The sequence below is a fragment of the Agromyces protaetiae genome, from assembly GCF_030866785.1.
In the GTDB taxonomy this organism is placed as follows: Bacteria; Actinomycetota; Actinomycetes; order Actinomycetales; family Microbacteriaceae; genus Agromyces; species Agromyces silvae.
In genome coordinates this window covers 798,603-824,056 of record NZ_CP133018.1, presented here as the reverse complement: position 1 = coordinate 824,056, position 25,454 = coordinate 798,603, and the positions used below count along the sequence as shown (strand labels likewise).

At 69.0% G+C, this 25,454-nt stretch carries 30 protein-coding genes; 14 read left to right on the top strand and 16 right to left on the bottom strand.

Annotated elements, in window-relative coordinates:
- Positions 1 to 12: 12 nt before the first annotated feature.
- Genes QU602_RS03790 through QU602_RS03765 form a run of 6 tightly spaced genes read right to left on the bottom strand, consistent with a single transcriptional unit; the run spans position 13 to position 5,821 of the window.
- The gene (locus QU602_RS03790; protein ID WP_308798852.1) at positions 13 to 888 is read right to left on the bottom strand and encodes a class II fructose-bisphosphate aldolase; all 876 of its coding nucleotides are present in this window, start codon (positions 886 to 888) and stop codon (positions 13 to 15) included.
- Complete coding sequence (locus tag QU602_RS03785) at positions 882 to 1,661, bottom strand: DeoR/GlpR family DNA-binding transcription regulator (RefSeq protein WP_308798851.1); 780 nt, start codon at positions 1,659 to 1,661, stop codon at positions 882 to 884. Before QU602_RS03785 ends, QU602_RS03790 begins: the two co-directional genes overlap by 7 nt.
- The gene (locus QU602_RS03780) at positions 1,645 to 2,652 is read right to left on the bottom strand and encodes a D-2-hydroxyacid dehydrogenase (protein WP_308798850.1); all 1,008 of its coding nucleotides are present in this window, start codon (positions 2,650 to 2,652) and stop codon (positions 1,645 to 1,647) included. The genes QU602_RS03785 and QU602_RS03780 overlap by 17 nt, the downstream gene beginning before the upstream one ends.
- Positions 2,649 to 3,572, bottom strand: a complete 924-nt coding sequence (locus QU602_RS03775) for a carbohydrate ABC transporter permease (RefSeq protein ID WP_308798849.1) — start codon at positions 3,570 to 3,572, stop codon at positions 2,649 to 2,651. The genes QU602_RS03780 and QU602_RS03775 overlap by 4 nt, the downstream gene beginning before the upstream one ends.
- A gap of 9 nt (positions 3,573 to 3,581) precedes the next feature.
- Positions 3,582 to 4,523 carry a carbohydrate ABC transporter permease gene (locus tag QU602_RS03770; protein WP_308798848.1) on the bottom strand — a complete coding sequence of 314 codons (942 nt, stop codon included), beginning with the start codon at positions 4,521 to 4,523 and terminating at the stop codon, positions 3,582 to 3,584.
- Positions 4,523 to 5,821 carry an ABC transporter substrate-binding protein gene (locus QU602_RS03765; protein WP_308798846.1) on the bottom strand — a complete coding sequence of 433 codons (1,299 nt, stop codon included), beginning with the start codon at positions 5,819 to 5,821 and terminating at the stop codon, positions 4,523 to 4,525. The genes QU602_RS03770 and QU602_RS03765 overlap by 1 nt, the downstream gene beginning before the upstream one ends.
- 172 nt (positions 5,822 to 5,993) lie before the next feature.
- On the opposite strand from QU602_RS03765, the gene QU602_RS03760 reads away from it, so the two are divergent.
- The 5 genes from QU602_RS03760 (at position 5,994) to QU602_RS03740 (ending at position 10,388) form a co-directional block, all read left to right on the top strand.
- On the top strand, positions 5,994 to 6,902 hold the full coding sequence (locus QU602_RS03760; RefSeq protein WP_308798845.1) for an SIS domain-containing protein: 909 nt from the start codon (positions 5,994 to 5,996) through the stop codon (positions 6,900 to 6,902).
- Positions 6,902 to 7,240 carry a hypothetical protein gene (locus QU602_RS03755; protein ID WP_308798844.1) on the top strand — a complete coding sequence of 113 codons (339 nt, stop codon included), beginning with the start codon at positions 6,902 to 6,904 and terminating at the stop codon, positions 7,238 to 7,240. The genes QU602_RS03760 and QU602_RS03755 overlap by 1 nt, the downstream gene beginning before the upstream one ends.
- Positions 7,216 to 8,232, top strand: a complete 1,017-nt coding sequence (locus QU602_RS03750; protein WP_308798842.1) for a carbohydrate kinase family protein — start codon at positions 7,216 to 7,218, stop codon at positions 8,230 to 8,232. The genes QU602_RS03755 and QU602_RS03750 overlap by 25 nt, the downstream gene beginning before the upstream one ends.
- Before the next feature lies 1 nt (position 8,233).
- Positions 8,234 to 9,523, top strand: coding sequence for a saccharopine dehydrogenase family protein (locus QU602_RS03745; protein ID WP_308798840.1), 1,290 nt, complete (start codon positions 8,234 to 8,236; stop codon positions 9,521 to 9,523).
- A gap of 133 nt (positions 9,524 to 9,656) precedes the next feature.
- The gene (locus tag QU602_RS03740; RefSeq protein ID WP_308798838.1) at positions 9,657 to 10,388 is read left to right on the top strand and encodes an alpha/beta fold hydrolase; all 732 of its coding nucleotides are present in this window, start codon (positions 9,657 to 9,659) and stop codon (positions 10,386 to 10,388) included.
- Between the two features lie 24 nt (positions 10,389 to 10,412).
- Here QU602_RS03740 and QU602_RS03735 read toward each other — a convergent pair whose 3' ends face one another.
- Positions 10,413 to 10,613 (bottom strand): hypothetical protein, encoded by a 201-nt coding sequence (locus tag QU602_RS03735; RefSeq protein WP_308798837.1) that lies wholly within the window; start codon positions 10,611 to 10,613, stop codon positions 10,413 to 10,415.
- 26 nt (positions 10,614 to 10,639) lie between these two features.
- On the opposite strand from QU602_RS03735, the gene QU602_RS03730 reads away from it, so the two are divergent.
- From QU602_RS03730 to QU602_RS03715, 4 genes are all read left to right on the top strand, one after another.
- Complete coding sequence (locus QU602_RS03730; RefSeq protein ID WP_308798836.1) at positions 10,640 to 10,990, top strand: GntR family transcriptional regulator; 351 nt, start codon at positions 10,640 to 10,642, stop codon at positions 10,988 to 10,990.
- Positions 10,984 to 11,979 carry a hypothetical protein gene (locus QU602_RS03725; RefSeq protein ID WP_308798835.1) on the top strand — a complete coding sequence of 332 codons (996 nt, stop codon included), beginning with the start codon at positions 10,984 to 10,986 and terminating at the stop codon, positions 11,977 to 11,979. The genes QU602_RS03730 and QU602_RS03725 overlap by 7 nt, the downstream gene beginning before the upstream one ends.
- A gap of 83 nt (positions 11,980 to 12,062) precedes the next feature.
- Entirely contained in the window at positions 12,063 to 12,668 is a 606-nt protein-coding gene (locus tag QU602_RS03720) for a nucleotidyltransferase domain-containing protein (protein ID WP_308798834.1), read from the top strand.
- A gap of 32 nt (positions 12,669 to 12,700) precedes the next feature.
- Complete coding sequence (locus tag QU602_RS03715; RefSeq protein WP_308798833.1) at positions 12,701 to 13,087, top strand: hypothetical protein; 387 nt, start codon at positions 12,701 to 12,703, stop codon at positions 13,085 to 13,087.
- Here QU602_RS03715 and QU602_RS19095 read toward each other — a convergent pair.
- Positions 13,017 to 13,193, bottom strand: a complete 177-nt coding sequence (locus QU602_RS19095; protein WP_373692881.1) for a hypothetical protein — start codon at positions 13,191 to 13,193, stop codon at positions 13,017 to 13,019. The two genes, QU602_RS03715 and QU602_RS19095, sit on opposite strands and share 71 nt — an antisense overlap.
- Positions 13,194 to 13,281: 88 nt before the next feature.
- Between QU602_RS19095 and QU602_RS03710 the strand changes: the two genes are divergently transcribed.
- Positions 13,282 to 13,662: an SRPBCC family protein gene (locus QU602_RS03710; protein WP_308798832.1), complete on the top strand. Its 381-nt coding sequence runs from the start codon at positions 13,282 to 13,284 to the stop codon at positions 13,660 to 13,662.
- Here QU602_RS03710 and QU602_RS03705 read toward each other — a convergent pair.
- Positions 13,659 to 14,216: a GNAT family N-acetyltransferase gene (locus QU602_RS03705; RefSeq protein ID WP_308798831.1), complete on the bottom strand. Its 558-nt coding sequence runs from the start codon at positions 14,214 to 14,216 to the stop codon at positions 13,659 to 13,661. The two genes, QU602_RS03710 and QU602_RS03705, sit on opposite strands and share 4 nt — an antisense overlap.
- Positions 14,217 to 14,266: 50 nt before the next feature.
- Here QU602_RS03705 and QU602_RS03700 point away from each other — a divergent pair, with 50 nt between their 5' ends.
- From QU602_RS03700 to QU602_RS03690, 3 genes are all read left to right on the top strand, one after another.
- Positions 14,267 to 15,124, top strand: a complete 858-nt coding sequence (locus QU602_RS03700; protein WP_308798830.1) for a hypothetical protein — start codon at positions 14,267 to 14,269, stop codon at positions 15,122 to 15,124.
- Positions 15,125 to 15,327: 203 nt separating this feature from the next.
- Complete coding sequence (locus QU602_RS03695) at positions 15,328 to 15,735, top strand: VOC family protein (RefSeq protein ID WP_308798829.1); 408 nt, start codon at positions 15,328 to 15,330, stop codon at positions 15,733 to 15,735.
- A gap of 25 nt (positions 15,736 to 15,760) precedes the next feature.
- Complete coding sequence (locus tag QU602_RS03690) at positions 15,761 to 16,729, top strand: methyltransferase family protein (RefSeq protein ID WP_308798828.1); 969 nt, start codon at positions 15,761 to 15,763, stop codon at positions 16,727 to 16,729.
- A gap of 169 nt (positions 16,730 to 16,898) precedes the next feature.
- Here QU602_RS03690 and QU602_RS03685 read toward each other — a convergent pair whose 3' ends face one another.
- The 6 genes from QU602_RS03685 to nrdH all read right to left on the bottom strand — a co-directional run bounded on the left by QU602_RS03685 (position 16,899) and on the right by nrdH (position 22,783).
- Positions 16,899 to 18,140: a TMEM175 family protein gene (locus QU602_RS03685; protein WP_308798827.1), complete on the bottom strand. Its 1,242-nt coding sequence runs from the start codon at positions 18,138 to 18,140 to the stop codon at positions 16,899 to 16,901.
- A 33-nt stretch (positions 18,141 to 18,173) separates the two neighbouring features.
- Complete coding sequence (locus QU602_RS03680; protein WP_308798826.1) at positions 18,174 to 18,605, bottom strand: MDR/zinc-dependent alcohol dehydrogenase-like family protein; 432 nt, start codon at positions 18,603 to 18,605, stop codon at positions 18,174 to 18,176.
- A gap of 256 nt (positions 18,606 to 18,861) precedes the next feature.
- The gene (gene nrdF / locus QU602_RS03675) at positions 18,862 to 19,887 is read right to left on the bottom strand and encodes a class 1b ribonucleoside-diphosphate reductase subunit beta (protein WP_308798825.1); all 1,026 of its coding nucleotides are present in this window, start codon (positions 19,885 to 19,887) and stop codon (positions 18,862 to 18,864) included.
- Between the two features lie 37 nt (positions 19,888 to 19,924).
- The gene (gene nrdE / locus QU602_RS03670) at positions 19,925 to 22,030 is read right to left on the bottom strand and encodes a class 1b ribonucleoside-diphosphate reductase subunit alpha (protein ID WP_308800265.1); all 2,106 of its coding nucleotides are present in this window, start codon (positions 22,028 to 22,030) and stop codon (positions 19,925 to 19,927) included.
- A 26-nt stretch (positions 22,031 to 22,056) separates the two neighbouring features.
- The gene (nrdI, locus tag QU602_RS03665) at positions 22,057 to 22,467 is read right to left on the bottom strand and encodes a class Ib ribonucleoside-diphosphate reductase assembly flavoprotein NrdI (protein ID WP_308798823.1); all 411 of its coding nucleotides are present in this window, start codon (positions 22,465 to 22,467) and stop codon (positions 22,057 to 22,059) included.
- An 82-nt stretch (positions 22,468 to 22,549) separates the two neighbouring features.
- Positions 22,550 to 22,783: a glutaredoxin-like protein NrdH gene (gene nrdH, locus QU602_RS03660; protein ID WP_308798822.1), complete on the bottom strand. Its 234-nt coding sequence runs from the start codon at positions 22,781 to 22,783 to the stop codon at positions 22,550 to 22,552.
- Positions 22,784 to 23,208: 425 nt separating this feature from the next.
- On the opposite strand from nrdH, the gene QU602_RS03655 reads away from it, so the two are divergent.
- On the top strand, positions 23,209 to 24,036 hold the full coding sequence (locus QU602_RS03655) for an alpha/beta fold hydrolase (RefSeq protein ID WP_308798820.1): 828 nt from the start codon (positions 23,209 to 23,211) through the stop codon (positions 24,034 to 24,036).
- On the opposite strand, the gene QU602_RS03650 is transcribed toward QU602_RS03655, so the two are convergent.
- Positions 24,025 to 25,356 (bottom strand): acyltransferase family protein, encoded by a 1,332-nt coding sequence (locus tag QU602_RS03650; RefSeq protein ID WP_308798819.1) that lies wholly within the window; start codon positions 25,354 to 25,356, stop codon positions 24,025 to 24,027. The two genes, QU602_RS03655 and QU602_RS03650, sit on opposite strands and share 12 nt — an antisense overlap.
- Between the last annotated feature and the right edge of the window lie 98 nt (positions 25,357 to 25,454).

Genomic DNA, 25,454 nt, shown 5'->3' with positions numbered 1-25,454 from the left:
GGTGGTGCTTCCTCACTGTCGGGCAGATGCTGAATCATGTTCATGATGTCCTGTGTTCACAGAATCGGGCACGGAGATCACGCCAAGCAGCCGCTCGACGGAGTCCGCGATGGCGGCGCGCGCGTCGCGAAGCGCCGGCCGGGGGTCCGGTCGACCGCCGAGCCCGGCGAGCATCGCGCCGCTGTAGTCGGCCGAGAGCTGGGTGCCCACGTTGACCTTGCGGATGCCCGCGGCCACGGCGTCGCGGAGCGCGGCATCGCCGACCCCCGACGAGCCGTGCAGCACGAGCGGCACGGGTACGACCGCGGCGAGCCGGGCGATGAGCTCGGTGTCGGGTACGGCCGTACGCTCGGTCATGGCGTGCGAGGTGCCCACCGCGACGGCGAGCGCGTCGACCCCGGTCGCCTCGACGAACGCGGCCGCCTCAGCCGGGTCGGTACGCACGCCAGGCGCGTGGGCGCCGTCTTTGCCGCCGACCTCGCCGAGCTCGGCCTCCATCCAGAGCCCACGAGCCTGCCCGCGCTCGGTGACGCGTGCCGTCGCCGCGACGTTCGCGGCGAAGTCGAGCTTCGACGCGTCGAACATGGCCGAGCCGAACCCGAGGTCGGCCGACTCGAGCACGAGGTCCTCGGACTCGCAATGGTCGAGGTGCAGCGCGACCGGCACATCGGCCGCCTCGGCGAGCGCACGACACCCGGCCGCGATGGGCGCGAGCGCCCCGTGGAAGCGCACCGCATTGTGACTGACCGAGAGCAGCACGGGCGTGCCGGCGCGCTCGGCACCTTCGACGATGCCCTCGGCGAACTCGAGCGTGATGACGTTGAACGCGGCGATTGCGGGCAGGCTCGCGCCCAGCCCCGCCGCCAGGCGGGAGGTCGGGATCAGCATGTCTCGACGGTCACCCCCGCGGCACGGAACCGCTCCAGGATGCCGGCGTCGGCACCGTCGTCCACGATGAGCCGCGAGATGCCGCTCGTCGGCACGAGCCGCGCCGGGCCGCGCTGCGCGAGCTTCGAGTGGTCCGCGAGCACGATGAGCTGGCGCGCCGAGGACGCGAGCGATCGGTCGGTCTGCGTCTCGGAGAGGTTCGTGCCGGTGACGCCCATCTCGGGATCGACACCGAACGCGCCCGTGTACACCTGGTCGATGCCGAACTCGTCGAGGCCCGCGATCGTGAGGTGGCCGAGGAGGCTCATCTCCTGTCGCCTGAGCAGACCGCCGAGCACGATGAGGTCGATGTCGGCGAACTGCGAAAGCCGGTTGACGACCATGAGGCTGTTCGTGAGCACCGTCAGCCCGCCGACGCTGCCGAGGAACGGCAGCATCGCCTCGGTCGTCGTACCGCCGGTGATGAGCACGGTCGAGTGCGGAGCGACGTGCGCCGCCGCGGCCTGCCCGATGCGCTGCTTCTCTTCGGCGTACGAGATCTCGCGGAGCGGGCGCAGCGGTTCCACGTCGTCGCCGACCTGCGCCGCGCCGCCGTGCACGCGTTCGAGCAGGCCACGGTCCTGGAGGTCGTTGAGGTCGCGCCGGACCGTCGACGTGCTGACGCCCAGCAGGCGCGCGAGCTCGTTCACCGAGCCGGAGCCGGACGCCCGGATGTAGTTCAGCAGCTCACGCTGACGCTTCGGTCCGAGCAGGGGTTCAGTAGCCGGCCGCACGGTCCACCTCATTCAGCAGCGGCCGGTCATCGGCCAAGCGGGTCAGATTCTCGACCACGAGATCGAGTGTCTGTGCATGGTACTGCGGCGCCAGCCCCGCGACGTGCGGTGTGATCAGCGCGCCGGGTTCGGTCCACCAGACGGATGCCTCGGGCAGCGGCTCCTCGTCGAACACGTCGAGCGCGACGCCGCCGATGCGTCCGTCGCGGAGCCGCTCGAGCAGCGCCGGTTCGTCGACGATTCCCCCGCGGGCGATGTTCACGACCGAGGCGCCGTGCGGCAGCAGGTCGAGCTGCGCGGCGCCGATCAGGCCCCGGGTGAGCTCGGTGAGCGGCACGACCACGACGAGGTAGTCGCTGCGGCGCAGCACCTCGTCGAGCTGGTCGATCGGGAACAGCTCGGTGGGGTCCTCGGCCGCGGTGGACCGGCCCGTGTCGAACTTCTCGCCGCCCGCGGCCGGACGGCCGGAGCGGCTGAGCCCGAGCACACGCAGGCCGAACACGCTCGCGAGCCGCGAGATCTCGCGGCCGATGCGGCCGTAGCCGATGACGCCGATCGTCGCCCCTGCGAGCTGCTTCGGCGTCAACGTCGAGAGCCGCTCGGCGTTCGACGGCCAGCTACGTGCGGCACGATGCTGCTCGATGAGCGGCATCCGGTGGGCGAGCTCCAGGATCGACATCATGGCGTACTCGGCCATGGGCACCGGAGCGATGCCGCCGAGGGTCGTGATCGGGACATCCGTCGCCCAGAGGGACGTGACCCGCACGTGGTCGACGCCCGACGTGTCGAGCTGCACGCAGCGCAGCGCGGGCGCCTCGTGCGCCTCGGGGAACCAGTCGCTCGTGTGCAGCAGACCGACCCTCCCGAGCACGTCGGGGTCGACGGGCGAGTCCGGCGCCGCACGGACGATCTCCACGCCGGGCACCCGGGCCTCGAGTTCGGCGAACCACGCGTCCGGGAGCGGCAGCGTGCAGAGGTAGGTCAGGGTCACTTGATTCCGCTCCTTGCAAAGCCCTGGACGAAGTAGCGCTGGAAGAACAGGAACAGCAGCACCATGGGCAGCACCGAGATGAGCGCGAGCGCCATGATCGCGTTGTAGTCGGGCGAGGTCTGATTCTTGAGGTACAGCAACCCGATGGGCAGGGTGAACAGTTCGTTGTCCTTCAGAGCGATGAGCGGCCAGGCGAAGTCGTTCCAGCTTCCCATCAACGTGAGCAGGGTCAGCACCGCGATGAGCGGCTTGCAGAGCGGCAGCACGACCTGGATGAACGTGCGCAGATGCCCGGCCCCGTCGATGCGCGCGGCCTCGACGATCTCGTCGGGGATGCTGATGAAGAACTGTCTCGCGAGGAAGATGCCGAAGGCGGCCGCCGCGCCGGGCAGGATCACACCCCAGTAGGTGCCATAGATGCCGAGGCCGGACACGAGCCGGAACTGGGCGACCATGATCGCCTGCACAGGGATCATCATCGTCGACAGTGCGAGCAGGAAGACGGCGGTGCGACCGCGGAACCGAAGTCGCGCGAACGCGTATCCCGCGAGCAGGTTCACGATGACCGTGAGCACCGTGACGAACGCGCCGATCACCACCGAGTTGCCGAACCATCCCATCACCGGGAACCGGTCGAGCACCTTCGTGAAGTTGTCGAGCGTGAACGTGCTCGGCCACAGCGTGAGGCCGGGCTGGAACACCTCACCGCGCGGCGAGAACGCGACGACGAGCATCCAGTACAGCGGGAAGACGACGATCACGGTGACGACGGTCGCGATGATCGTGCGGGAGACGATGCCGCGGCGGTCCCCGGGCGGCCGGTTGCGACGCCGGCGCTGGACGCGTCCGGCCCTTCGGGCGCCGAGCTCGTCGGCCTCGGCGATCTCCAGCATGGCGCTGGTGGCGGTGGTCTGGGTCATGCTCACCTCCTATTCGGCGAGATCGCGGGTTCGGCTCGTCTTCCACTGGATGAAGGTGAAGACGAGGGTGATGATCAGGATGACGATGCCGATGGCCGCGCCGTAGCCCTGCTCCCGGATCTCGAAGCCGTTGCGGTACGCGTAAGTGACGAGGACCGAGGTGGCGTCACCGGGGCCACCGCCCGTCATCACGAAGATCAGGTCGAACACCTGGAACGACGCGATGACGTTCATGATGAGCAGGAAGAAGGTCGACGGACCGACGAGCGGCACGGTGACCGACCGGAACTGCTGCCACCGGCTCGCACCGTCGATGCGTGCGGCCTCGTACATCTCGGGCGAGATGGACTGCAGACCGGCCAGGTAGATGATCATGTTGAAGCCGAGTCGCAGCCAGATCGCCGCGATCACGACCGAGACCATGGCCGGCCCGCCCTGCGACTGCCAGCCGACGGGGTCGAGCCCGATCGCCGTGAGCACCTTGTTGATCAGGCCGTTGGACTCGTAGAAGAGGATGACGGCGATCATGCCCGACGCGACGCCGGAGATGACCATCGGCAGGACGATGAGGGTGCGGAACAGCCCCCGGGCGGGGAGCACGGAGTTCAGGAGCACGGCGAGGCCGAGGCCGCCGGCGAGTTCGATCGGCACGGTCGCCACCGTGAAGACGAGCGTGTTCAGGAGGCTCCGCCAGAAGACCGGGTCGGTGACCAGGGTGACGTAGTTGTCGAGCCCGACCCACTCGGGGGTGCCGAACCCGCGGGTGTCCTGGAACGAGATGACCATCGCCCAGATGATGGGCACGAAGAGGAAGCACGTCAGCAGGACGAGGTTCGGGGCGACGAAGCCCCAGCCGACGAGGTACTCGCGGAGGATGGCGGCGCGGCGCGCCGCCCGCGGCCGGGAGGGCACCGCGGTGCGCTCCCGGTCGCGGGCGGTCGTGACGGTCATTACTGCGCCGCCGCCTCGATGGCGGCCGAGAGGTTCGCGAGCGTGTCGGCGGTCGACTGCCCGCCGATGAACGCGGCCTCGAGCTGGTCCTGCAACGCGGTGTTGATCGCGGCCATGGCCGGTGAGGTGAGCTGCTTGACGTCGCTCGGCTCGATGGTCGCCGCCTGGTCGACGAAGACCGGCATGACGTCCGGGCGGATCTTGAACGTCACCGCGTCGCCCTCGAGGTCGAGGCGCGTCGGGAGCTCGTTGGTGTTGCCGCAGAACAGCGCCATCGCGTCGGCGGAGACCATGAACTTCAGGAACTCTGCGGCGAGCTCCGGGTTCTTGGTGTCCTTGGTCGCGACGAGCGCGTTGCCGCCCAGATCGGTCGCGCCGCGGACATCCTTCGGCATCGGCACGGCCGTCCACTCGAAGCCCGCGAGCGAGTCGATGTCGGGAACGAGGAACGAGCCGATGAACGCCATGGCCGCGGTGCCTTCGGTGAAGAGCGAGTCGGCGTAGACCGTCGCCTTCGTGGAGCTCGTCGGCGGCACCCAGTTCTGCTCGAAGAAGCTCTTGGTGAAGTCGAGCGCCTCGGTGCCCTCGGGCGAGTCGATGGTCGCGGTCGTGCCGTCGAGGAACGTGCCGTCGGCCTGGAACAGCCAGCTCAGCCAGCGCGGCGCGCCGCCCAGCTGCCAGTTGTAGACGAACGGGAACTTGTCGGCCGGCAGCGCCGCGCGCAGCTGCGTGGCGACCTCGGCGAACTGCTCCCACGTCCACGCGTCGTCCTGCGTCGTGGGCAGCGAGGCGGGGTCGATCCCGGCTTCGGTGAGCAGATCGGTGTTCACGAGCAGCGCCGACACGTCGGTCTGGTGGGGGACGCCATACGGTGCGCCGTCGTAGGAGATCGCCTCCCACATCGCGGGCGTGAACTCGGCGGCCTCGTCGTCGCTGAAGTACTCGCCGAGGTCGAGCAGCTGTCCCTGGCTCGAGTAGACGCCGAGGTTGCCGTAGTCGACGCGGAACAGGTCGGGGGCGTTGCCGGCCGACAGCTGCGCGTCGATGTTCGAGAACATCTGGTCGTACGGCACGACATTGAGGCGGATCTCGGCGCCCTCGTGCTCGGCCTCGAACTGGGCGATGAGCTCCGCGAAGCTCTCCTCTTCGGACTCGCTGCCCCACGTCGTGAACGTGAGCGTCTGGTCGCCGCCCTCGTCACCGCCGCCCCCGCCGAAACCTGCGCATCCCGACAGGACGAGGCTGCCTGCAGTCAGGATGCCGGCCACACCGAGCATCCGCTTCTTGCTGTGATTCACGCTGCGATCTCCTTCTGATCGGACGGCGAGCCGGTGCCACGATGCCGCCGGGTTGTCTCAGCAGTATTCATCATCGATCTGAATCCGTCAATAACTTTCATTTCATGCTCATATCTGATTGACTCTGCTCAGTTCGCCGCAGAGCGCGTCGAAGCAGCAGAAAGCAGCAAGGATGAACGACACCACTGCAGAGCCCGGATCGATCACTCGCGCCGAGCTCGCCAGCCAGCCCGATGTGTGGCGCCGAGCGCTCGACCTCGCGACCGAGCACCGTGCGCTGCTGCCCGGCCCTGGCGAGCAGGTGCTCGTCGTCGGGTGCGGCACGTCGTACTACATGGGCGACGCGTACGCGTATCTGCGCAACGATGCCGGCCTCGGCCGCACGCGCGCCGCCATCCCGAGTGAGCTCGACTGGGTCGACCCCGACGAGCACCTCGTCGTCATCTCGCGCTCCGGCACGACCGCGGACGTCGTCGAGTTCGTCGAGCGCTACCGCGACACGCACCGCATCACCGCGATCCTCGGCGATGTCGACACCCCGCTCGGTCGGCTGTGCGCGGACCGCACCGTGCACCTCGGCTTCGCCGACGAGCAGTCCGTCGTGCAGACCCGGTTCGCGACGACCGGGCTGACCGTGCTCCGCGCCTCGATCGACGCGGCTCCGGCATCGCTCGTGGACGACGCGCGGACCGCGCTCGCCCTCGACCTCCCCGCCGACCCGGAGGCCCTGCAGCACGTCGTCTTCCTCGGCCACCGCTGGTCGGTCGGCCTCGCACAGGAGGCGGCCCTCAAGATCCGTGAGTCCGCCGGATTCTGGACCGAGGCGTACCCGGTCTGGGAGTACCAGCACGGACCGATCTCGTGCGCCGGACCCGGCTCACTCGTGTGGTTCCTCGGCGATGCGCCCGAGATCGTCGTCGAGGACGTGCTCGGCACCGGGGCATCCGTCTATCGCGACGACCTCGACCCGCAGGCGAACCTGCCGCTCGTGCACCGGCTCGCGGTCGCGCTCGCGGCGACGCGCGGGCGCAACCCCGACACCCCTCCCTTCCTGAACCGTTCAGTCCTCGTCACCGACTGATGCCCGTCGTCACGGTCGTCGCGCCGCCGCATCCGGCGACGCGCGCGCTGCTCGCCGCGGTCGCCGACACGCTCGCCGACACGCTCGGCCTGGCGGACGGCGACGTCATCGCGACCTCGGTCGCATCGGGCGAGTATGTGGCGAGCGGCGACGGTTCGAACCCGGACCGCTCGGCCGGCGCGTGGCCGGTCGTCACCATCCACGGGTCCGACCGGGGCGCCGAGGCCATGACCGCCGCGCGCGACGCGGCGGCGCGTGCTGTCGCAGAATGGGGTCGCACGCACGCGATCGCGATCGAAGGGGTGTGGTGCGAATGGCTGCTCCCGCACCCGAGCTGAACCGCCTGCTCGTCGTGGGCGAGCTCTGCGTGGACCTCATCATCGAGACCGGCGACGAGATCAGGTTCGGTCAGCACGAGCAGATCGTGCCCGCCACGACGCTGACCATGGGCAGCTCCTCCGCCATCACCGCGTGCGGTGCGGCCGCGCTCGGGGTGCCGACCGCGCTCGTGAGCGTGCGCGGGGACGACACGTTCGGCGCATTCCTCGACGCCGAGCTGGCACGCCGTGGTGTCGCGACCGACCTCATCCGGGTCGAGCCGTCGCTGCCGACGGGCGCCTCGACGCACCTCACGCGACCCGGCGGCGACCGGGCGATCCTCACGTCGATGGGCTCGATCGGTACGGTCACGGCGACGGATGTCCCGGCGGAGGCGATTCGTGAGGCCGGCCATCTGCACCTGGGCAGCTATTTCCTGCAGCATGCGCTGCAGCCCGACGCGTCGCGCGTCTTCGCCGACGCCCGGGCGCAGGGCCTGACGACGTCGCTCGACGGCAACTTCGACCCCGCCGAGACGTGGGACGGCGGGATCCTCGACGTCCTGGCCCACACCGACGTGTTCTTCGGCAACGAGCAGGAGCTCACGGGCATCACACGCACGGCTGCGCTCGGCCAGGCGATCGCGCTGGCGACCGCACGCATGCCGGATGGCGGCATCGTGGTCGCGAAGCTCGGCGCCGACGGTGCGCTCGCCGTCCAGCGCGCGGGCGGCACCACCGTGACCTTCCGCGCCCGAACGCCCGAGGTCACCGGCGAGCTCGTCGACACGGTCGGAGCCGGCGATACCCTGGCTGCGGGCTTCATCGCCGCTCGGCTCCGCGGAGCATCCGTTCCGGACGCCCTCGCCTTCGCGGTAGCCTGCGGAACCGCGTCCACGCGCGGAGCCGGCGGCGTGAGCGCCCAGCCCGACCGCACCACCGCAACCCAGCTTGCCGCGACCGTCGAGGTCGCGGAGATCGCGACCCCAGAGGTCGCAGAGATCGGAGACTGACATGCGCATCCTGCTCATCGGCGCCGGCGGCGTCGGCGACGCCATCGCCAAGATCGCGGCCCGCCGCTCCTTCTACGAGCGCATCGTGGTGAGTGACTACGACGAGTCGCGCGCGCAGCGCACGGTCGACTGGATCCGGGAGCGGCATGGCGACGAGGTCGCCGCGACGTTCGCCACCGCGCAGATCGACGCGAGCGACCCCGAGGTGGTCGCCGCCGTCGCGCGCGAGCACGGTGCCACGCACGTGATGAACGCGGTCGAGCCCAAGTTCGTGCCGTCGATCTTCGCCGGGGCCCTGGCCGCGGGCGCGGACTACCTCGACATGGCGATGAGCCTCTCCGAGCCGCATCCGACCGATCCCTACACCCAGACCGGCGTCAAGCTCGGCGACGACCAGTTCGCGCAGGCCGGCGACTGGGAGCGCGCGGGTCGGCTCGCGCTCGTGGGCATGGGCGTCGAGCCCGGCCTGTCCGACGTGTTCGCGCGGTACGCCGCGGATCACCTGTTCTCCGAGATCGACGAGCTCGGTGTGCGTGACGGCGCGAACCTCGTCGTGCGCGACGAGGCGGGCAACGAGATCTTCGCACCGAGCTTCTCGATCTGGACCACGATCGAGGAATGCCTGAACCCGCCGGTGGTCTGGGAGCAGGAGCGAGGCTGGTACACGACCGCGCCGTTCAGCGAGCCCGAGGTGTTCGACTTCCCCGAGGGCATCGGGCCGGTCGAGTGCGTCAACGTCGAGCACGAAGAGGTGCTGCTCATGCCGCGCTGGCTCGATGCCAAGCGCGTGACGTTCAAGTACGGCCTCGGCGACGAGTTCATCGGCGTGCTGAAGACGCTGCACACGCTCGGGCTCGACAAGACCACGCCCGTGCGCGTGCGCAGCGCGAACGGGCCCGTCGAGGTGGCGCCGCGCGATGTCGTCGCGGCCGGCCTGCCCGACCCGGCGACCATCGGCCCGCGCATGACCGGCAAGACCTGCGCCGGCGTGTGGGTCACCGGCCGCGATGCGAAGACCGGCGAGCCGCGCGAGTCGTACCTGTACCACGTGTCCGACAACGAGTGGACGATGGCCGAGTACGAGGCGCAGTGCGTCGTCTGGCAGACGGCGCTGAACCCCGTGATCGCCCTCGAGCTGCTCGCCGACGGCCGCTGGCAGGGGGTCGGCGTGCTCGGACCCGAGGCGTTCGACGCCGCGGAGTTCCTCGAGCTGATGGCGCGGCCGGAGGATCTCGGCGGGTACGGGCAGCCCTGGCACATCCGGGGTGGCGGTGGCGCGACCGTGGCGTGATCGCGCCGGGTCTCACCGACCGGAGCCCGCGAATAAAGCGGAGCAAAACTCATCACCTCTGGTGGCCGCGCTCTCACGGGCGTAGTGTGCGCCGTGGCGGACCCGACCGTCCGCCTTCGACGAGAGGGTGATGATGACGGATGCGACGAAGCCCACGATCGTGCTCGTGCACGGCGCCTGGGCCGACGGCTCGAGCTGGGATGCGGTGACGAGGGCACTGCAGGCCGATGGGTACACCGTGCTGGTACCCCCGAACCCGCTGCGCGGGCTCACCGACGACGCGGCGTACGTCGCGTCGTTCCTTGCACAGCGCACGAGCGGTCCGGTCGTGCTCGTCGGCCACTCCTACGGCGGCGCGGTCATCACGAACGCCGCGACCGGTGGGGGCGACGTGCGCGCGCTCGTCTATGTGAACGCGTTCGTGCCCGACGAGGGCGAGACGGTCGTGCAGATCCTCGAGGGATCCGGCTCCGCGCTCGCCGTGCCCGACCCCACGACGATCTTCGACATCGCCGGCTACCCGGGCGCGCCCGAGGGCGCAGCCGAGGTGTTCTTGAAGCCCGAGGTCGTGCACGAGTCGTTCGCCCAGGACCTCGCCGAGGCCGACCGCTGGACCATCGTCGCCAGCCAGCGACCGGCCTCGCTCGTCGCGAACGTCGTGCCATCGGGGCCGCCGGCATGGCGGTCGCTGCCGAGTTGGGCGGTCATCGGCACCGACGACCGGGTCATCCCCGTCGATGTGCTGCGCCGTATGGCCGCCCGCGCCGGGTCGACCGTGAGCGAGTTGAGCGCGTCGCACGTGTCGATGGTGTCGCACCCGGAGGCGGCGCTCGAGGCGATCCGCGCGGCGGTCGCGAGCATCTGAGCTGGAGAACGGCCAGATCTGAGCTCAGAATGGCCAGATCTGAGCCCAGAACGGCCAGACGAGGGGCACGTAGAGCACGGCGAAGGCGAGGAAGATCGCAGACAACGGGAGCCCGAGACGCCAGGAGTCGCCGAACCGGGTGAGCGGGTCGGCGGAACCGCCCCCGAAGTCGCCCGGGTCGCGCAGTGCCGGGTCGCCACGTTGCCGGCGACGAACGGAGGACACTGGATTGTTCTACTAGCATTGCAAACATGTTGTTCCGACTGGACACTGCTTCGGCGGCCTCGCTGGCCGATCAGATCGCCACACAGGTGCGCAGCGGCGTGGTGTCCGGGCAGCTCGCACCGGGCGAGCGGCTCCCCGCGGCGCGAGATCTCGCCGTGGCGCTCCAGGTCAACATGCACACCGTGCTGCGCGCCTACGCGCAGCTGCGGCAGGAAGGGTTGATCGAGATGCGACAGGGGCGAGGGGCGTGGGTGCGCCCGGAGGCGAGCGCAGGGATGGTGCGGGTCACCGAGCTCGCCGCACAACTCGCGGCGGAGGCCCGGAAGCTCGGACTCTCGCCGCGCGAGATCACTGGTCTCGTGGAGCGCGCATGCTGACCCGTAGCGACCGCGTTCGCTGGGTGCTCGCCGTCGCGGCGATGTTCGTCCCGGCGCTCGCTGTCGGGGTGTCCGCCCTCGCCTGGAACGATCGGCTGCCCGCCCGGATCGCCTCGCACTGGTCGGGGCTGGGTACAGCCGACGACAGCCTGCCGACCATGCCGGTCTTCATCGGCGCACTCGCGGTCACCTCCGCGCTCGCCATCGCCGCGGCGATCGTCGTCGCGCTGCCGCGAGTGGACGCCCGTGCGAGCCGCGCCACGCTGTTCTGGCTCGGCCTTCCGGTGGGTATCGCGGCGACGATCTGGCTCGTGCCCGCGTGGCTCACCCTCCAGGCAGGCTCCCCCGAAGCGGCGGTGCTCGGCGGGTGGATCCTCGCCTTCTTCGGCTCGGTGCTGTACGGCCTGCTCCCGTTCGCCATCGCCCCTCGGAGCCCGGCCGAACCGCGCACGAGCGTCGCTCCGCTGGAGCTCGGAGCGAGCGAGGTGGGGGCATGGAGCCGCTCGATCACCGCGAACGTCTTCATCTGGGCCACCGGCGTCGTCGCCGTCGTGACCGGCGTGATCGTCGCATCCGCGATCATCACCGGTGAGCTCGGCGCGTTCGCGTTCGGTCTGGTGGTGCTTGCGGTCGCGCTCATGCTCGTCGCCAGCTTCATCCGCCTCCGCGTCACGATCGACTGGCGGGGTCTGCGCGTGACATCCCTCGTGTTCGGCGTCCCGCTCAAGCGCATCCCCCTCGACCGGATCGCCGCCGTCGAGGCCGCCGATCTCCGGCCGGAAGAGTGGGGCGGCTGGGGCTACCGCATCAGGGCCGGCCGCTCGGCGATCATCTTGCGCGGCGGCCCGGGCTTGGTGGTCACGACCACCTCGGGCTCACAGTTCGCCCTCACGCTCGACGACCCCGAGACTCCCGCCGCGCTGCTCAGCGCCCTGAGCGTTCGCCGCGACGCACCCGCCGTGGCCCCGGGCGACCGACCGCATTCGTAGCTGTAAGAAGCCTGGATATCTGTACTGAAGTCAGAACACATGTACGCTATCGAGTACAGACTCTCAGATGACGCAGGAGCATCATGGACCTCGGCATGCCGCTCGCATCGCTGGTCGGCAGGCTCGACGCAGCGGTCCTCGGCGTGTTCGCACGCAGCCACGCCGAGTACAGCGGCCGCCAGGTGCACCGCCTCGCCGCCTCGGGCAGCCCCAGCAGTGTGAACACGTCGCTGCGGAGGCTGAGCACGATGGGGCTGCTCACCGCGACCCCCCGCCCCTACGCGACGCTCTATCGCCTGAACCGGGACCACCTCCTGTGGCCGGCCGTGCACGCGGCTCTCTCTGCCGCCATCGAGCTGAGACACCGCATCCGTGACCTCGCCGAGCGCGAGGCGCCGGCCGGCACGTCGATCATCCTGTTCGGATCGGTCAGCTCCGGAACGGCCGATGCGGAATCCGACGTCGACCTGGTCGTCGTGTACCCGGATGCCACGACGAACGACGACGCCGAGACGTTCACGGACGCACTCGCACGCGCCGTGGAGAGCTGGACCGGCAATGTCGCCCAGGTGATCGGCATCACGCAGCGTCAACTCGTCGAGTCGATCCGAGAGCATGACCCGTTCGCGGTGTCATGGGTCGGCGAAGGTGAGACACTCCACGGTCAGCTCCCGGAAGGACTTCAGTGACACCCCCACGCCTCACCCCGAAACGCCGCACTATGAACGCCGCGGAAGTACAGATCCGGCTGCGAGCTGCAAGGAAGTTCCTCGAGGCGGCCGAGATGTACGCGGAAGGCGACGGCCCGTCGGACTGGCAGGTCGCGGGTGCGAACGCGGTGAGTGCCGGCATCGCGGCGTCCGATGCCATCACCGGGAAGATCCTGGGCTATTGCGCCCAAGGCGACGCGCACGGCGACGCCCTCGCGGTACTCGAAGAGGCCACGACGCCGTCGAAGGAACCGCGCAAACATCTTTCTGCGCTGCTCACGGAGAAGTCCGGGTACCAGTATGGCGCTGCGGCGGTGCGGCAAGACGTCACGCGGAGCGCCGTCCGGCACGCTCGCCATCTCGTCGAAGCGGCCGAGAAGCTCGTCGCAGGGCCCTGATACTCGGTCCGCCGCGTGAGCTCGTTCTCCGGACGTCGTCGATGGCCGCGTCGAGATCGGTGAACCCGAACCGGAAGCCGCTGTCAGTCAGACGACCGGGCAGCACCCACCGGCCCGGACCCTATGGTGGATCCCGTGGTCGAGTTCGAGGTGCGCACGCCGGTCTCGGCGCCACGCGAGTCGGTGTTCTCGATGTGCCCGACATCGATGCCCACGTCGCGTCGATGGCTCGTTCGCGCGAGCGTGCAATCGGCGGCGTGACGACCGGGCGCATCGGGCTCGGCGAGGAGGTGACCTGGCGCGCCTGGCACTTCGGTGTGCCGTTCCGGATGACCAGCCGCATCACCGAGCTCGACCCGCCGTTCCGGTTCGTCGACGAGCAGGTCAGCGGCCCGTTCGCGAGCTTCCGGCATGAGCACACGTACACCGAATACGCCGGCGGCACCCTGATGCTCGACCGCGTGCGCTTCGCCGCACCCTTCGGTCTGCTCGGTCGCGCCGCCGAGGTCGTGCTCGGCCCGTACCTCCGTCGACTGATCGCTGCCCGCAACGCCCACCTGGCAAGCACGATCTAAGGCGTCGGCGGGCCGATCCGGCGCGTGAAGGCGACACGGTGCTCGTCTGGCCCGTCGTAGTCGAGCCACGCGAGGACGCCGTCGACCTCGGCGGTGCCCGTCGCCTCGAATCCCATCGAGCGGTGGAAGGACTGCGACCGCCGATTGCTCGGGCCGGTGATCGCATCGACGCGGCGGCGGCCGGCGGCCACCGCCTCGGCGAAGAACGCCTCGTAGAGGGTGCGCGCAAGACCAGCCTCGCGCACGTCGGGCCGGACGCCCACGAAGTGGATGTACGCCACCTCGGGCTGCGCCGACGAGTGGAAGCCGATCAGGAACGCGGCCAGCCCCGAGGCATCCTCCGCGAGGAAGGAGCGGTCGCTGAAGTGCTGGAAGAACAACCGCGGCAGCAGCGCCGTCAGGCGCGTGCCAGCCGGCAGACCCCACCACTCGGGGATGACCGCGACGACCGAGGCGTGATCCTCCGCATCGGGGCGACGCAGCGTCATACCCGCCGGGAGGGCGCGGCCCTCTGGGAGCCGGATCGGCGGGAGCGTCGGCGCGTCGTCGGTCATCGTCGGATTCTCTCAGGTCACGGCGCCGCCGTGCCGTTCTCGTCGGCCAGATGGCGTTCGTGGCGTTCATCCTGCCGGCCACGGGGCTCGGCGACGACGTCGAACGCGCGGTGTTCGCGGGAGTCTCGATCCTCACGGCCCTGTACTCGGGGCTGCTCGGCGCGCTCATCTGGCGGAACGTCGCGCGGCGCGTCCGCATCGATCGTCTGGCGAGCGACAACGGACTCGCCTACTCGGCCCGGGAACCGCTCGCACGCTTCGCCGGCACCGCGCTGGTCCGCCCGGGCCGGCAGGTCGCGACGGATGCCGTGTTCCCGGCCTTCGATCCGGTCCTACCGGTCGATTTCCTGGCCGCCACGTTCGCGCCCGGCTCGGACCCGACCGCTCGCCGGGTGGGCTTCGTGCAGATCGGACTCGACCGCCCGACCCCGCACATCGCCCTCGTGAACCGACGCTCCAAGGTGCTGCGCCAGACCGGATCCAGGGTCCGGGCCGACCAGCGGCTGCGGCTGGAGGGCGGCTTCGACCGGACGTTCACGCTCTACTGCCCACGCGATTACGAACGCGACGCGCTCTACATCTTCACGCCCGACCTCATGGCACTGCTGCTCGATGTCGCATCCGACTGCGAGATCGAGCTCATCGACGGAACCCTCGTTGCCTACGTCGGCCGGCCATGGAAGCTCTGGCGACCGGACCGCTTCGCGGCCATGCTGACGCTGACCGCCGCCCTCGCCGCGAAGGCCCGCCGCCGGACTCGCACCTATGTCGACGAGCGCGCAGCGCCCGGCACGGTCGCGGCGACCGGCCGCCGCCTGCGGCTCCGCCCGTCAGCGGGCAGCCTGCTCTCGCTCGCCGCACCCGTCGCGCTCGGCGTGTTCGGCGTCGTCACCTGGCTCGCCGGCTGATCCGTACCGGCCGCCCGCCGGTGCCGGGCGGCTGCGCCGGGGCGCCGGGTGGGTGACGAGTCGTCGGCAGAATTCGACGACAGGCCGACTGAGGCACGGGCTGCGGCGGCGTGTCGCCCGCTCGTGCCGACGACTCGTCACGGCTCGATCGAGCGCATCGGCCTCGGCAGGCAACGGGATCGACCCTCGCATAGGCTGGCCCGATGGCGCTCTTCGACCACCTCGGCATCTCCGTCGAGGATCTCCCCCGCTCGATCGCACAGTTCGACCCGGTGATGCAGGCCCTCGGCTGCACGAGGACCGACGCGGACAACGGGGTCTCCTGGTACCGCGGCGAAGAGGAGCTCATCCTCTTCCCCGCCCGCGAGGCGGACAGCGGGCCGCACCGGCACGGCCGCGTCGGCTGGCAGCACCTCGCGTTTGCCGTCGACTCCCGCGAAGACGTCGACCGTCTGCACGAGATCGCGCTCGATGCCGGTTGGGCGGCCGTCCGCGAGCCCAAGCCGTACCCGCGATACAACGACCGCTACTACGCCTCCTTCGTCGAGGACGACAACGGCATCCGCCTCGAGTTCATGCACAATCCGCCCGCGGAGTCGTCCTCGGACTGAGGCACGCGCCGGATAGGGTGCGGACATGCGATGGGCTCGGGTGTACTTCGGCGTGCAGGCGATCGCCGGTGCGGCCTGGTGGGTCGCAGTCTTCACGGTTCCGGTCGTGCGCGTCGCCACGCTGGGCGGCCTGGATCCGGTGATCGTCGCGGTGCTCGATGTGCCGCTCTTCGTGGGCACGTCGGCGCTCGCCGCGTTCGGATTGCGCTCCGCCGCGATCGTCGCGACCGTCTGGACGGGGCTCGTGACCATCGCCCTCGCGGGGTACGCGACCGTCACCGGCGAGGCCGGCTGGGGCGTGCTGGCGATGATCGCCGCGAGCTGCGGCTCGACGCTCGCGCTGTGCCTGCTGCTGCTCGGGCGGCTGCCGAGCGAGTGGATCCTGCTCGGCCCGTTCGGGTTCCGGCCCGCGAAGGCGCGAGCCGAGGCATCCGCGCATGTCATCGCGACCGCCGCGCAGATCGTAGTCTTCTGGGGGCTCTTCCTCGTGGTCATCCCGCTCGCGATTGCGGCGCTCGAAACGCGGTGGGCACTCGCGCTCGCGTTCCCGTCCGCGCTGCGCGTGGCCGGCGTCGTCGTGCTCGTGTCGGCGAGCGCGCTCGGTATCTGGGCGGCGGCCGCGATGTCGACGAAGGGCGGCGGCACCCCGCTTCCGGCCGCGATGCCGAACCGGCTCGTGATCGCCGGACCGTATCGATTCGTGCGCAACCCGATGGCGGTGGCCGGCATCGTCCAAGGTGCCGCGGTCGGTCTGATCATGTCGTCGTGGCTGGTGGTCGCGTACGCGATCGCCGGGTCGCTCGTCTGGAACTGGGTCGTCCGCCCCCTCGAGGAGTCCGATCTCGACGCGCGGTTCGGCGCGGACTATCGCCGCTATCGCACGGTGGTGCGCTGCTGGGTGCCGCGGCTGCGACCGGTCGCGCCGGTCGATCCGGTCGCGCCGGTCGATCCGGTCGCGCCGGTCGATCCGGTCGCGTCTCGCACCGAGCGTTGAGGATCCACGCGAACGGATGCTCCGCCGCGAGCGCTCGATGCGCAGACCATCGGCTGGCACGTCGCGCGCCGGCGAGATCCTCTCCACCTGACCGGACCGCGCGCACGCGCTCCGCGATCGCACCGCTGGGTCGATCGAGCCCGAGCCGCTATTCCGACCTGGGGCCCGATCAGAGCGGCCGGATCGCGCGCTCGACGAGCGCCTTCACCTCAGCGACGAGCTGCTCCGCCGGCCCCTCCACGGGGAGGTTCGGCGCCACGGCCTCGATCGGCAGCACACTGACCGGCGACGCCGGCGCCCCGAGGTCGCGGCGCCAGCCCGCGATCTGTTCGGCCGAGGCGACGTAGACGATGCGGCCGAGCCCGACCCAGGCGTGCGCGGCCGCGCACATCGGGCAGTGCTCCCCGGACGTGTACACCGTCGCCGCCGCTCGCTCGTCGGCGCGCAGGTTCGTCGCCGCCCAGCGCGCGATCTCGAACTCCGGATGCCTCGTCGGATCGCCCGTCGTCGCCTCCCGGTTGCGGTCGGCGAACCGCTCGACGCCCGCGGCATCGACGAGCACGGACCCGAACGGACCGTCACCGGTGTCGAGCGCGTCGCGCGCGAGTTCGACCGCCCGCCGCAGATGGACCAGATCGGTCTCTGAGATCGTCATGCGTTCCAGCTTGGCCCGAGCCGGTTCGGATGGCGAGCACGAGCTGTACGGTCCCTCAGTCGCCCTTCGGCGCGCCGCCGCTTCCGACATGTCGTCACGGTCGCCACCGCGGAACACGGCAGGCCGCTGATCGAACCCGTGGCTGGTGAAGGCGTAGAACGCGGGCAGGAGGAGGAAGATCACCGACGCCATCAGCGGGTGGATGAGCAGGCCCGCCGCTCCCGCCGCCAAGTACAGCACCACGCCGATGAGGGCGCGCGGACGCTCGCGTGCGAAGTACGAGTCGTCGACCTCCTCTTTCGTGAGGTCGGGATGCCGCGCCAAGTACGAGAAGAACACCAGCCAGGACAGGCACAGGAGTGCGCCGATGATCGCGTACAACGCGACCGCGACGCGCTCGTCAGCCAGATTGCCGGTTCTCGCCGTCTCGGCGATCACCGCTGTCGGCCATGGCACCAGCGCGAGCGTCGCGAGGATCCCCAGATTGGTCCACTGCAGGCCGATGTCCATCTCCCGGATTCGGGTGAAGGCGGCCTTGTGGTTCATCCAGATCACGGCGAGATAGGCGTATGAGGCCGCGTACGCCAGGTAGGTCGGCCACTCGTTCAGCAGGCCGGCCAGCAGGCCGCCGGGCTCAGTCTCGGGCGGCCTGAGATCAAGAACGAGGAGCGTGATGACGATTGCGATGATGGCGTCGCTGAAGGCCGCAGCACGACCGGGGTCCGCACGTGTGGCGCTCCTTCCGCGATCTCCCATGTGACCCTGGTCGTCGTCAGCCCGTCGGCCACATCACGACGCCGACGAGACGCCATCGGGGTGCAGAACGACCTTGGTCCAACCCTCGTCCCGCTTGTCGAAGTGCTCGTAGGCCTCGGGCGCTTCGTCGAGGGAGAGCTCGTGGCTGACGATCCAGGACGGCTTCGCCTTTCCTCCCGCGACGAGGTCGCGCAGTTGCCGGTTGTACCGCTTGACCGGGCATGGGCCGCTGCCGAGCTTCTGGCCACGGAACCAGAACTCACCGAAGTCGAAGGCGACCTTTCCCTGCTTCGCCAACTCGTCGGCGGCCCCCGGATCCTCCGGGATGAACACCCCGACCACCCCGATCTCGCCGGTGAAGCGGACCGACTTCACGAGCCGGTTCAGCGTCAGCGTCGGGTCCTCGTCGAACGGAAGCACCACATAGCTGACATTGCGCGGGCCTTCGTAGACGACTGCTCTCATGATCCTGCCTTCCAGCGATGGGGAAGCATGCCGGCGCTTCTCAGGTCGGAGGACCGCTCGCACGCATGGCTACGGACGCCATCATCGGCACCCGCCGGTGGATCCGCGGAGGGACTTCACAGAGACACCCGACAGGAGGACAATGCACGTTCCCCGCTGACGCGCGCGCGAATGCCCGCGTGATGTCGCGCGATCGAGACACAAAACGGGCGGATGCCGAAGCATCCGCCCGTTGCGTGTGGGTCGCGAGGGATCTCTAGAAGTCCCAGTCCTCGTCTTCGGTGTTGACCGCCTTGCCGATGACGTACGACGAACCCGACCCGGAGAAGAAGTCGTGGTTCTCGTCGGAGTTCGGCGACAGCGCCGCGAGGATCGCGGGGCTCACGTCGGTGACCGTCTTCGGGAACATGGCCTCGTAGCCGAGGTTCATCAGCGCCTTGTTCGCGTTGTAGTGCAGGAACTTCTTGACGTCTTCGGTCAGTCCGACGCCGTCGTACAGGTCCTGCGTGTACTGCACCTCGTTGTCGTAGAGCTCGTACAGCAGCGAGAAGGTGTAGTCCTTGAGCTCGTCGCGCTTGGCCTGGTCGACCTGCTCGAGCCCCTTCTGGAACTTGTAGCCGATGTAATAGCCGTGCACGGCCTCGTCGCGGATGATCAGGCGGATGAGGTCGGCCGTGTTGGTCAGCTTCGCGCGGCTCGACCAGTACATGGGCAGGTAGAAGCCCGAGTAGAACAGGAACGACTCGAGCAGCGTCGAAGCGACCTTGCGCTTCAGCGGCTCGTCGCCACGGTAGTACTCCATGACGATCGCAGCCTTCTTCTGCAGATTCTCGTTCTCGACGCTCCACCGGAACGCCTCGTCGATCTCCTTCGTCGAGCACAGTGTCGAGAAGATCGACGAGTAGCTCTTCGCGTGCACCGACTCCATGAACGCGATGTTCGTGTAGACCGCTTCTTCGTGCGGCGTGATCGAGTCGGGGATGAGCGAGACCGCACCGACGGTGCCCTGGATCGTGTCGAGCAGCGTGAGCCCCGTGAACACCCGCATCGTGAGCGTCTGCTCTTCGGGGGTCAGCGTGTTCCACGACTGGATGTCGTTCGACAGCGGCACCTTCTCGGGCAGCCAGAAGTTGTTCACCAGACGGTTCCAGACCTCGAGGTCCTTGTCGTCTTGGATGCGGTTCCAGTTGATGGCGTTGACGTGGTCGACGAGCTTGAGCTTGCCGCCGCCGGCGTGCGCCGGGTCGTTCTTCGCCGAGTTCACCGGGTCAGTCAGAGTCATGTGTGGGTTCCTTGGAAAGCGATCGGATGTCTCGGACTCAGAGCATGCAGCTGACGCACTCGGACATGTCCGTGCCCTCGAGAGCCATCTGGCGCAGGCGGATGTAGTAGATCGTCTTGATCCCCTTGCGCCAGGCGTAGATCTGCGCCTTGTTGATGTCGCGGGTCGTCGCGGTGTCCTTGAAGAACAGCGTGAGCGAGAGGCCCTGGTCGACGTGCTGCGTCGCCGCAGCGTAGGTGTCGATGACCTTCTCGTAGCCGATCTCGTACGCGTCCTGGTAGTACTCGAGGTTGTCGTTCGTCATGAACGCCGCCGGGTAGTAGACGCGGCCGAGCTTGCCTTCCTTGCGGATCTCGATCTTCGACGCGATCGGGTGGATCGAGGCCGTCGAGTTGTTGATGTACGAGATCGAGCCGGTCGGCGGCACCGCCTGCAGGTTCTGGTTGTAGATGCCGTGCTGCTGGATCGACGCCTTCAGCTCGAGCCAGTCCTGCTGCGTCGGGATGTGCACGTTCGCGTCGGCGAACAGCTGCGTGACCTTGGCGGTCGCGGGCACCCACGCCTGCTCGGTGTACTTGTCGAAGAACTCACCCGACGCGTACTTCGAGTCGGCGAAGCCGTCGAACGTCTCACCGCGCTCCTTCGCGATGGCGTTCGACGCGCGCAGCGCGTGGAACAGCACCGTGTAGAAGTAGATGTTCGTGAAGTCGATGCCCTCTTCGCTGCCGTAGAAGATGCGCTCACGGGCGAGGTAGCCGTGCAGGTTCATCTGGCCGAGCCCGATGGCGTGCGACTTGTCATTGCCGTCTTCGATCGAACGCACCGAGCGGATGTGGCTCATGTTCGACACGGCCGTGAGGCCGCGGATGGCGGTGTCGATGGTCTTGCCGAAGTCGGGCGAGTCCATGGTGAGCGCGATGTTCAGCGAACCGAGGTTGCAGCTGATGTCCTTGCCGATCTCGTTGTACGAGAGGTCTTCGTTATACGTCGTCGGCGTGTTGACCTGCAGGATCTCAGAGCACAGGTTCGACATGTTGATGCGGCCCTTGATCGGGTTCGCCTTGTTCACCGTGTCCTCGAACACGATGTAGGGGTAGCCCGACTCGAACTGGATCTCGGCGATCGTCTGGAAGAACTCGCGCGCGTTGATCTTCGTCTTCTTGATGCGCGGGTCGTCGACCATCTCGCGGTACTTCTCGGTGATCGAGATGTCACCGAACGGCGTGCCGTACACGCGCTCGACGTCGTACGGCGAGAAGAGGTACATGTCCTCGCCGTTCTTCGCGAGCTCGAAGGTGATGTCGGGCACGACGACGCCGAGCGAGAGCGTCTTGATGCGGATCTTCTCGTCGGCGTTCTCACGCTTCGTGTCGAGGAACCGCATGATGTCGGGGTGGTGCGCGTTCAGGTACACGGCACCGGCGCCCTGCCGGGCTCCGAGCTGGTTCGCGTAGCTGAAGCTGTCCTCGAGCAGCTTCATGACGGGGATGATGCCCGACGACTGGTTCTCGATCTGCTTGATCGGCGCACCGGCCTCGCGGATGTTCGAGAGCGACAGCGCCACGCCGCCACCGCGCTTGGAGAGCTGCAGCGCCGAGTTGATCCCGCGCGAGATCGACTCCATGTTGTCCTCGATGCGCAGCAGGAAGCACGAGACGAGCTCACCGCGCTGCGCCTTGCCCGTGTTGAGGAAGGTGGGCGTCGCCGGCTGGAAGCGACCGCCGATGATCTCTTCGACGAGGTTCACGGCGAGCTGCTCGTCGCCCTGCGCGAGGCCGAGCGCGGTCATCACGACGCGGTCTTCGAAGCGCTCGAGGTAGCGCTTGCCGTCGAAGGTCTTGAGCGTGTAGCTCGTGTAGTACTTGAACGCGCCGAGGAACGTCTCGAAGCGGAACTTCTTCGAGTACGCGAGGTCGTTGAGCTTCTGGATGAACTCGAACGAGTACTGGTCGAGCACGGCCTGCTCGTAGTACTCCTTCTCGACGAGGTAGTCGAGCCGCTCTTTCAGCGAGTGGAAGAAGACGGTGTTCTGGTTGACGTGCTGCAGGAAGTACTCGCGAGCCGCCTCGCGGTCTTTGTCGAACTGGATCTCGCCGTTCGGGCCGTACAGGTTCAGCATCGCGTTCAGCGAGTGGTAGTCCATCGCCTGGCGCGGAGCCTCGATGAGCGCTACGCCGTCAGCTGCTTCAACCAAAATGCTTCCAATCCCTCATTGACGGCGCGCACGTCGTCTGGTGTTCCGAATACTTCGAATCTGTACAGGTGCGGCACGCCGGTCTTGCGGGCGATGATGTCGCCCGCAAGCCCGTATGCGGTGCCGAAGTTGGTGTTGCCGGCGGCGATCACGCCACGCAGCAGCCCACGGTTCGCCGGGTCGTTCAAGAACTTGATGACCTGCTTCGGCACGGCGCCGTTGCCGTCACCGCCGCCGTAGGTCGGTACGACGAGCACGTACGGCTCATCGACACGCAGCGGCTCCTCACGTGCGTAGAGCGGAATGCGCGCCGACGGACGCCCGAGCTTCTCGATGAAGCGGTGCGTGTTGCCGGACACGCTCGAGAAGTAGACGAGGTTCGTCATCTTCTCTCCTCTGATCCTCCGTGCGGACCCGTTGGTGGAGTCGCGAGCGCCCGCGAGCGTATCGAGGCCCTCAACCGAACGATTACGCGAGACGGTCAGCGAGTTCCGAGATCTTGTCGGGGCGGAAGCCCGACCAGTGGTCTTCGTCGGTCACCACGACGGGCGCTTGCTGGTACCCCAGACCCTTGACGTGCTCGAGCGCGCTCTCGTCGACCGAGAGGTCGAGCACCTCGTACTCGATGCCCTTGCTGTCGAGCGCGCGGTACGTGGCATTGCACTGCACGCAAGAAGGCTTGGTGTACACCGTGACCGTCATGTGTTTCCCTCGTTCTCACGGGCTCCTGAAGAGCCGATCTCCCCCGATTCGAGCGGTGTCGCTCGCGTCCTTCAATACTACATCTTGTGTTCACCGAACGGAACGACCCCAAGATGCAGTAGTTACATTCGTGTAGTTTTCCACGGGGTTATCCACGGCCCATCCCCAGGCCGGCGCCTCGCCGACCGCGGATTCACGCCGCTCGCCTCCGGTTATCCACACCTGTGACCCATTCGGAGAAACTTGCCTGTGAATGGATGCCTCGGCGTGTCGCGACCCGGACACCTGGTGGCCACTCGGACCACCGACCCCTACATATGGTGTTGTGACTGCAATGCTGCCACCACCCACCGACATCGCCCGGCCCATCTCAGCGTGTCGCGAGACCCCTCGCGGCGAAGTCCTGGCCGACCTAGCCTTGCCACATGACCGAGTTCACGATCTCGAGCGACGGCACGCGCATCGGCTTCGACCGGGAGGGCTCGGGGCCGCCCGTCATCCTCGTCGACGGCGCCTTCCAGTTCCGCGCGTTCGACCCGGCCACGACCGAGTTGCAGCACCAGCTCGCCGGCCACGGCTTCGAGGTCGTGCGCTACGACCGGCGCGGCCGAGGTGACAGCCCGGCGGCCGGTCCCATCACGCTCGCGCAGTCGCTCGAGGACCTGCGCGCCCTGATCGGCGTGCTCACCGAGGGCACCGACGATGCGGTGACGCTGTTCGGCAACTCCTCGGGCGGAGCGATCGCGCTCGCGGCCGCCGCCGCCGGTCTCCCGGTCTCCAAGGTCGTCGTGTTCGAGGTCCCGCTCGACCCCGAACAGGGCGGCGAGGGCGCCGCATTCCTCGCCGACCTGCGCGACCGCATCGCGGCGGGAGACGGCGCCGCCACGGTCGAGTTCTTCATGCGCGACATGCCGCGTGAGTGGCTCGAACAGTCGAGGTCGAGCGATGCATGGCCCGTGATGACCGCGATCGCACCGAGCCTCGAACCCGACGCCGAAGCGCTCGCCTGGGCGCAGTCCGCTCCGCGCACCGAGCTCCTGGCAGGGGTCGACCAGCCCGTGCTCGTGCTCGTCGGCGCACAGACCCTCGAGGTGATGGGGCCTGCGGCCGACTCGCTCGTGTCGTCGCTCGCGCACGCCGAGCGACGCGAGCTCGAGGCATCCGATCACCTCTGGGATCCACGCACCCTCGCGCTCGTCATCGCCGGCTTCCTCGTCGAGGGCCCGGGCTCGGCCGAACGCTCAGGCGCGTAGCGCCACGCGGGCGACGGATGTCTCGGCCACCGGCCGCCTCGCACCGCGAAGCGCGACCGCGAGCAGTGCGAGCGCGACGCACGCGGGAACCGGCGCGAACCCGATGACGAGCAGAACCCCGACGCCGACCACCCCGGCCGGCACCGCGAGCCACACCGGCACCACGCGCCATGTCGGCGCGAGCCGGGTCGCGCCGCCGCGACGCGCGCTCCCCCGCTCCCACCGAGCGAACCCGCGCACGACGAGCGCCGTCGCCAGCGCCGCCGCGACCAGCCACAGCGGCCGGCTCAGCCACCACGGCGCCGTGAGCGGCTCGGGCAGCTCGACCCCGACGACCTCATGGCCGACGAGCAGCAGCCCGGCGACCGCGACGAACGCCGGCAGATGCCACAGGTAGAGCGTCATGCCCCACTCGCCGAATCGCGCGATCGCGGCGGCCGGCGCATCGCGCCCGGCCCAGCGCCTCAGTGGTGCCCGCACCAGGCTGAAGAGCATCAGCTGCGCGACGCCGAGGAGCACGAGGCACACGGTCGGCGGGTTGAGGTTCGCGAAGAGATCCGCTGAGTACGGCCCCGCGAGCGTGACCACCAGCAACGCCGCGAGCGCAGACACGGCGAGACGGATGCGTCCACGCCGGGACATCCGCTCGATGCGGCCGTCTGCGAGCCAGAAGCCGAGCTGCTGCATGAGCAGCCAGACGAAGGCGAGGTTGGCGAAGCCGATCGCGTCGATGCCGGTCGCGAAGCGCGTCGCGTCGACAGCGACGACCGCCACGGCGAGCGCGACGACGGTGGTGACCGGATGCCGCTCATGCAGCCGCACCATCGCGGGCACGAGCGCCGTGCACCCCAGGTAGACAGCGAGGAACCAGAGCGGCTGGCCGATGCGGTGGCCCGCGATCTCGACGACGTCGGCCGGGACGCCCGCCATCGTGAGCGCGACGAGGCCCGCAGCGACGACGAGGATCAGCACGATCGCGGGCCGGACGAGCCGGCCCAGCCGACCGCGCACGAAGCCCGTCGCACCGTCCCCTCGCTCCCGGCTGCGCCGCCACGCGGTCCACCCCGCGTAGCCGCCGATCACGAAGAAGAGCGGCATGACCTGCACGACCCACGAGACGGGCGCGAACCACGCCCAGCCGTCGAACGCGTTCTCGAGGACCGGCCCGTCCGGCCCCACGCTGACGCCCACCATCATGGCGTGCAGCACGAAGACCACCAGGAGGCAGGCGGCGCGCGCGGCGTCGACGGCCGCGTCGCGGCCACCACGGGAGGGCTCCGGGGTACGCGGGCCGGTGGTCCGGTCGGCGGCGAGCGTCATCGAAGGATCCTCTCCGAACGGGGCGGTCTCTCCGCCCGTCCGGTGCAGGTTAGGAACGCGGTTGCAGCCGGAGCATCGCCCGCCGGAGCCGTTCCGAC

Coding starts and splice junctions, on each gene's coding strand:
- QU602_RS03790 (WP_308798852.1), bottom strand. CDS start 888: ATGCTGATCCCGACCTCCCGCCTGGCGGCGGGGCTGGGCGCGAGCCTG.
- QU602_RS03775 (WP_308798849.1), bottom strand. CDS start 3,572: ATGACCCAGACCACCGCCACCAGCGCCATGCTGGAGATCGCCGAGGCC.
- QU602_RS03770 (WP_308798848.1), bottom strand. CDS start 4,523: ATGACCGTCACGACCGCCCGCGACCGGGAGCGCACCGCGGTGCCCTCC.
- QU602_RS03760 (WP_308798845.1), top strand. CDS start 5,994: ATGAACGACACCACTGCAGAGCCCGGATCGATCACTCGCGCCGAGCTC.
- QU602_RS03755 (WP_308798844.1), top strand. CDS start 6,902: ATGCCCGTCGTCACGGTCGTCGCGCCGCCGCATCCGGCGACGCGCGCG.
- QU602_RS03750 (WP_308798842.1), top strand. CDS start 7,216: ATGGCTGCTCCCGCACCCGAGCTGAACCGCCTGCTCGTCGTGGGCGAG.
- QU602_RS03745 (WP_308798840.1), top strand. CDS start 8,234: ATGCGCATCCTGCTCATCGGCGCCGGCGGCGTCGGCGACGCCATCGCC.
- QU602_RS03740 (WP_308798838.1), top strand. CDS start 9,657: ATGACGGATGCGACGAAGCCCACGATCGTGCTCGTGCACGGCGCCTGG.
- QU602_RS03730 (WP_308798836.1), top strand. CDS start 10,640: ATGTTGTTCCGACTGGACACTGCTTCGGCGGCCTCGCTGGCCGATCAG.
- QU602_RS03725 (WP_308798835.1), top strand. CDS start 10,984: ATGCTGACCCGTAGCGACCGCGTTCGCTGGGTGCTCGCCGTCGCGGCG.
- QU602_RS03720 (WP_308798834.1), top strand. CDS start 12,063: ATGGACCTCGGCATGCCGCTCGCATCGCTGGTCGGCAGGCTCGACGCA.
- QU602_RS03715 (WP_308798833.1), top strand. CDS start 12,701: ATGAACGCCGCGGAAGTACAGATCCGGCTGCGAGCTGCAAGGAAGTTC.
- QU602_RS03705 (WP_308798831.1), bottom strand. CDS start 14,216: ATGACCGACGACGCGCCGACGCTCCCGCCGATCCGGCTCCCAGAGGGC.
- QU602_RS03700 (WP_308798830.1), top strand. CDS start 14,267: ATGGCGTTCGTGGCGTTCATCCTGCCGGCCACGGGGCTCGGCGACGAC.
- QU602_RS03695 (WP_308798829.1), top strand. CDS start 15,328: ATGGCGCTCTTCGACCACCTCGGCATCTCCGTCGAGGATCTCCCCCGC.
- QU602_RS03690 (WP_308798828.1), top strand. CDS start 15,761: ATGCGATGGGCTCGGGTGTACTTCGGCGTGCAGGCGATCGCCGGTGCG.
- QU602_RS03685 (WP_308798827.1), bottom strand. CDS start 18,140: ATGGGAGATCGCGGAAGGAGCGCCACACGTGCGGACCCCGGTCGTGCT.
- QU602_RS03680 (WP_308798826.1), bottom strand. CDS start 18,605: ATGAGAGCAGTCGTCTACGAAGGCCCGCGCAATGTCAGCTATGTGGTG.
- nrdF (WP_308798825.1), bottom strand. CDS start 19,887: ATGACTCTGACTGACCCGGTGAACTCGGCGAAGAACGACCCGGCGCAC.
- nrdE (WP_308800265.1), bottom strand. CDS start 22,030: ATGGACTACCACTCGCTGAACGCGATGCTGAACCTGTACGGCCCGAAC.
- nrdI (WP_308798823.1), bottom strand. CDS start 22,467: ATGACGAACCTCGTCTACTTCTCGAGCGTGTCCGGCAACACGCACCGC.
- nrdH (WP_308798822.1), bottom strand. CDS start 22,783: ATGACGGTCACGGTGTACACCAAGCCTTCTTGCGTGCAGTGCAATGCC.
- QU602_RS03655 (WP_308798820.1), top strand. CDS start 23,209: ATGACCGAGTTCACGATCTCGAGCGACGGCACGCGCATCGGCTTCGAC.
- QU602_RS03650 (WP_308798819.1), bottom strand. CDS start 25,356: ATGACGCTCGCCGCCGACCGGACCACCGGCCCGCGTACCCCGGAGCCC.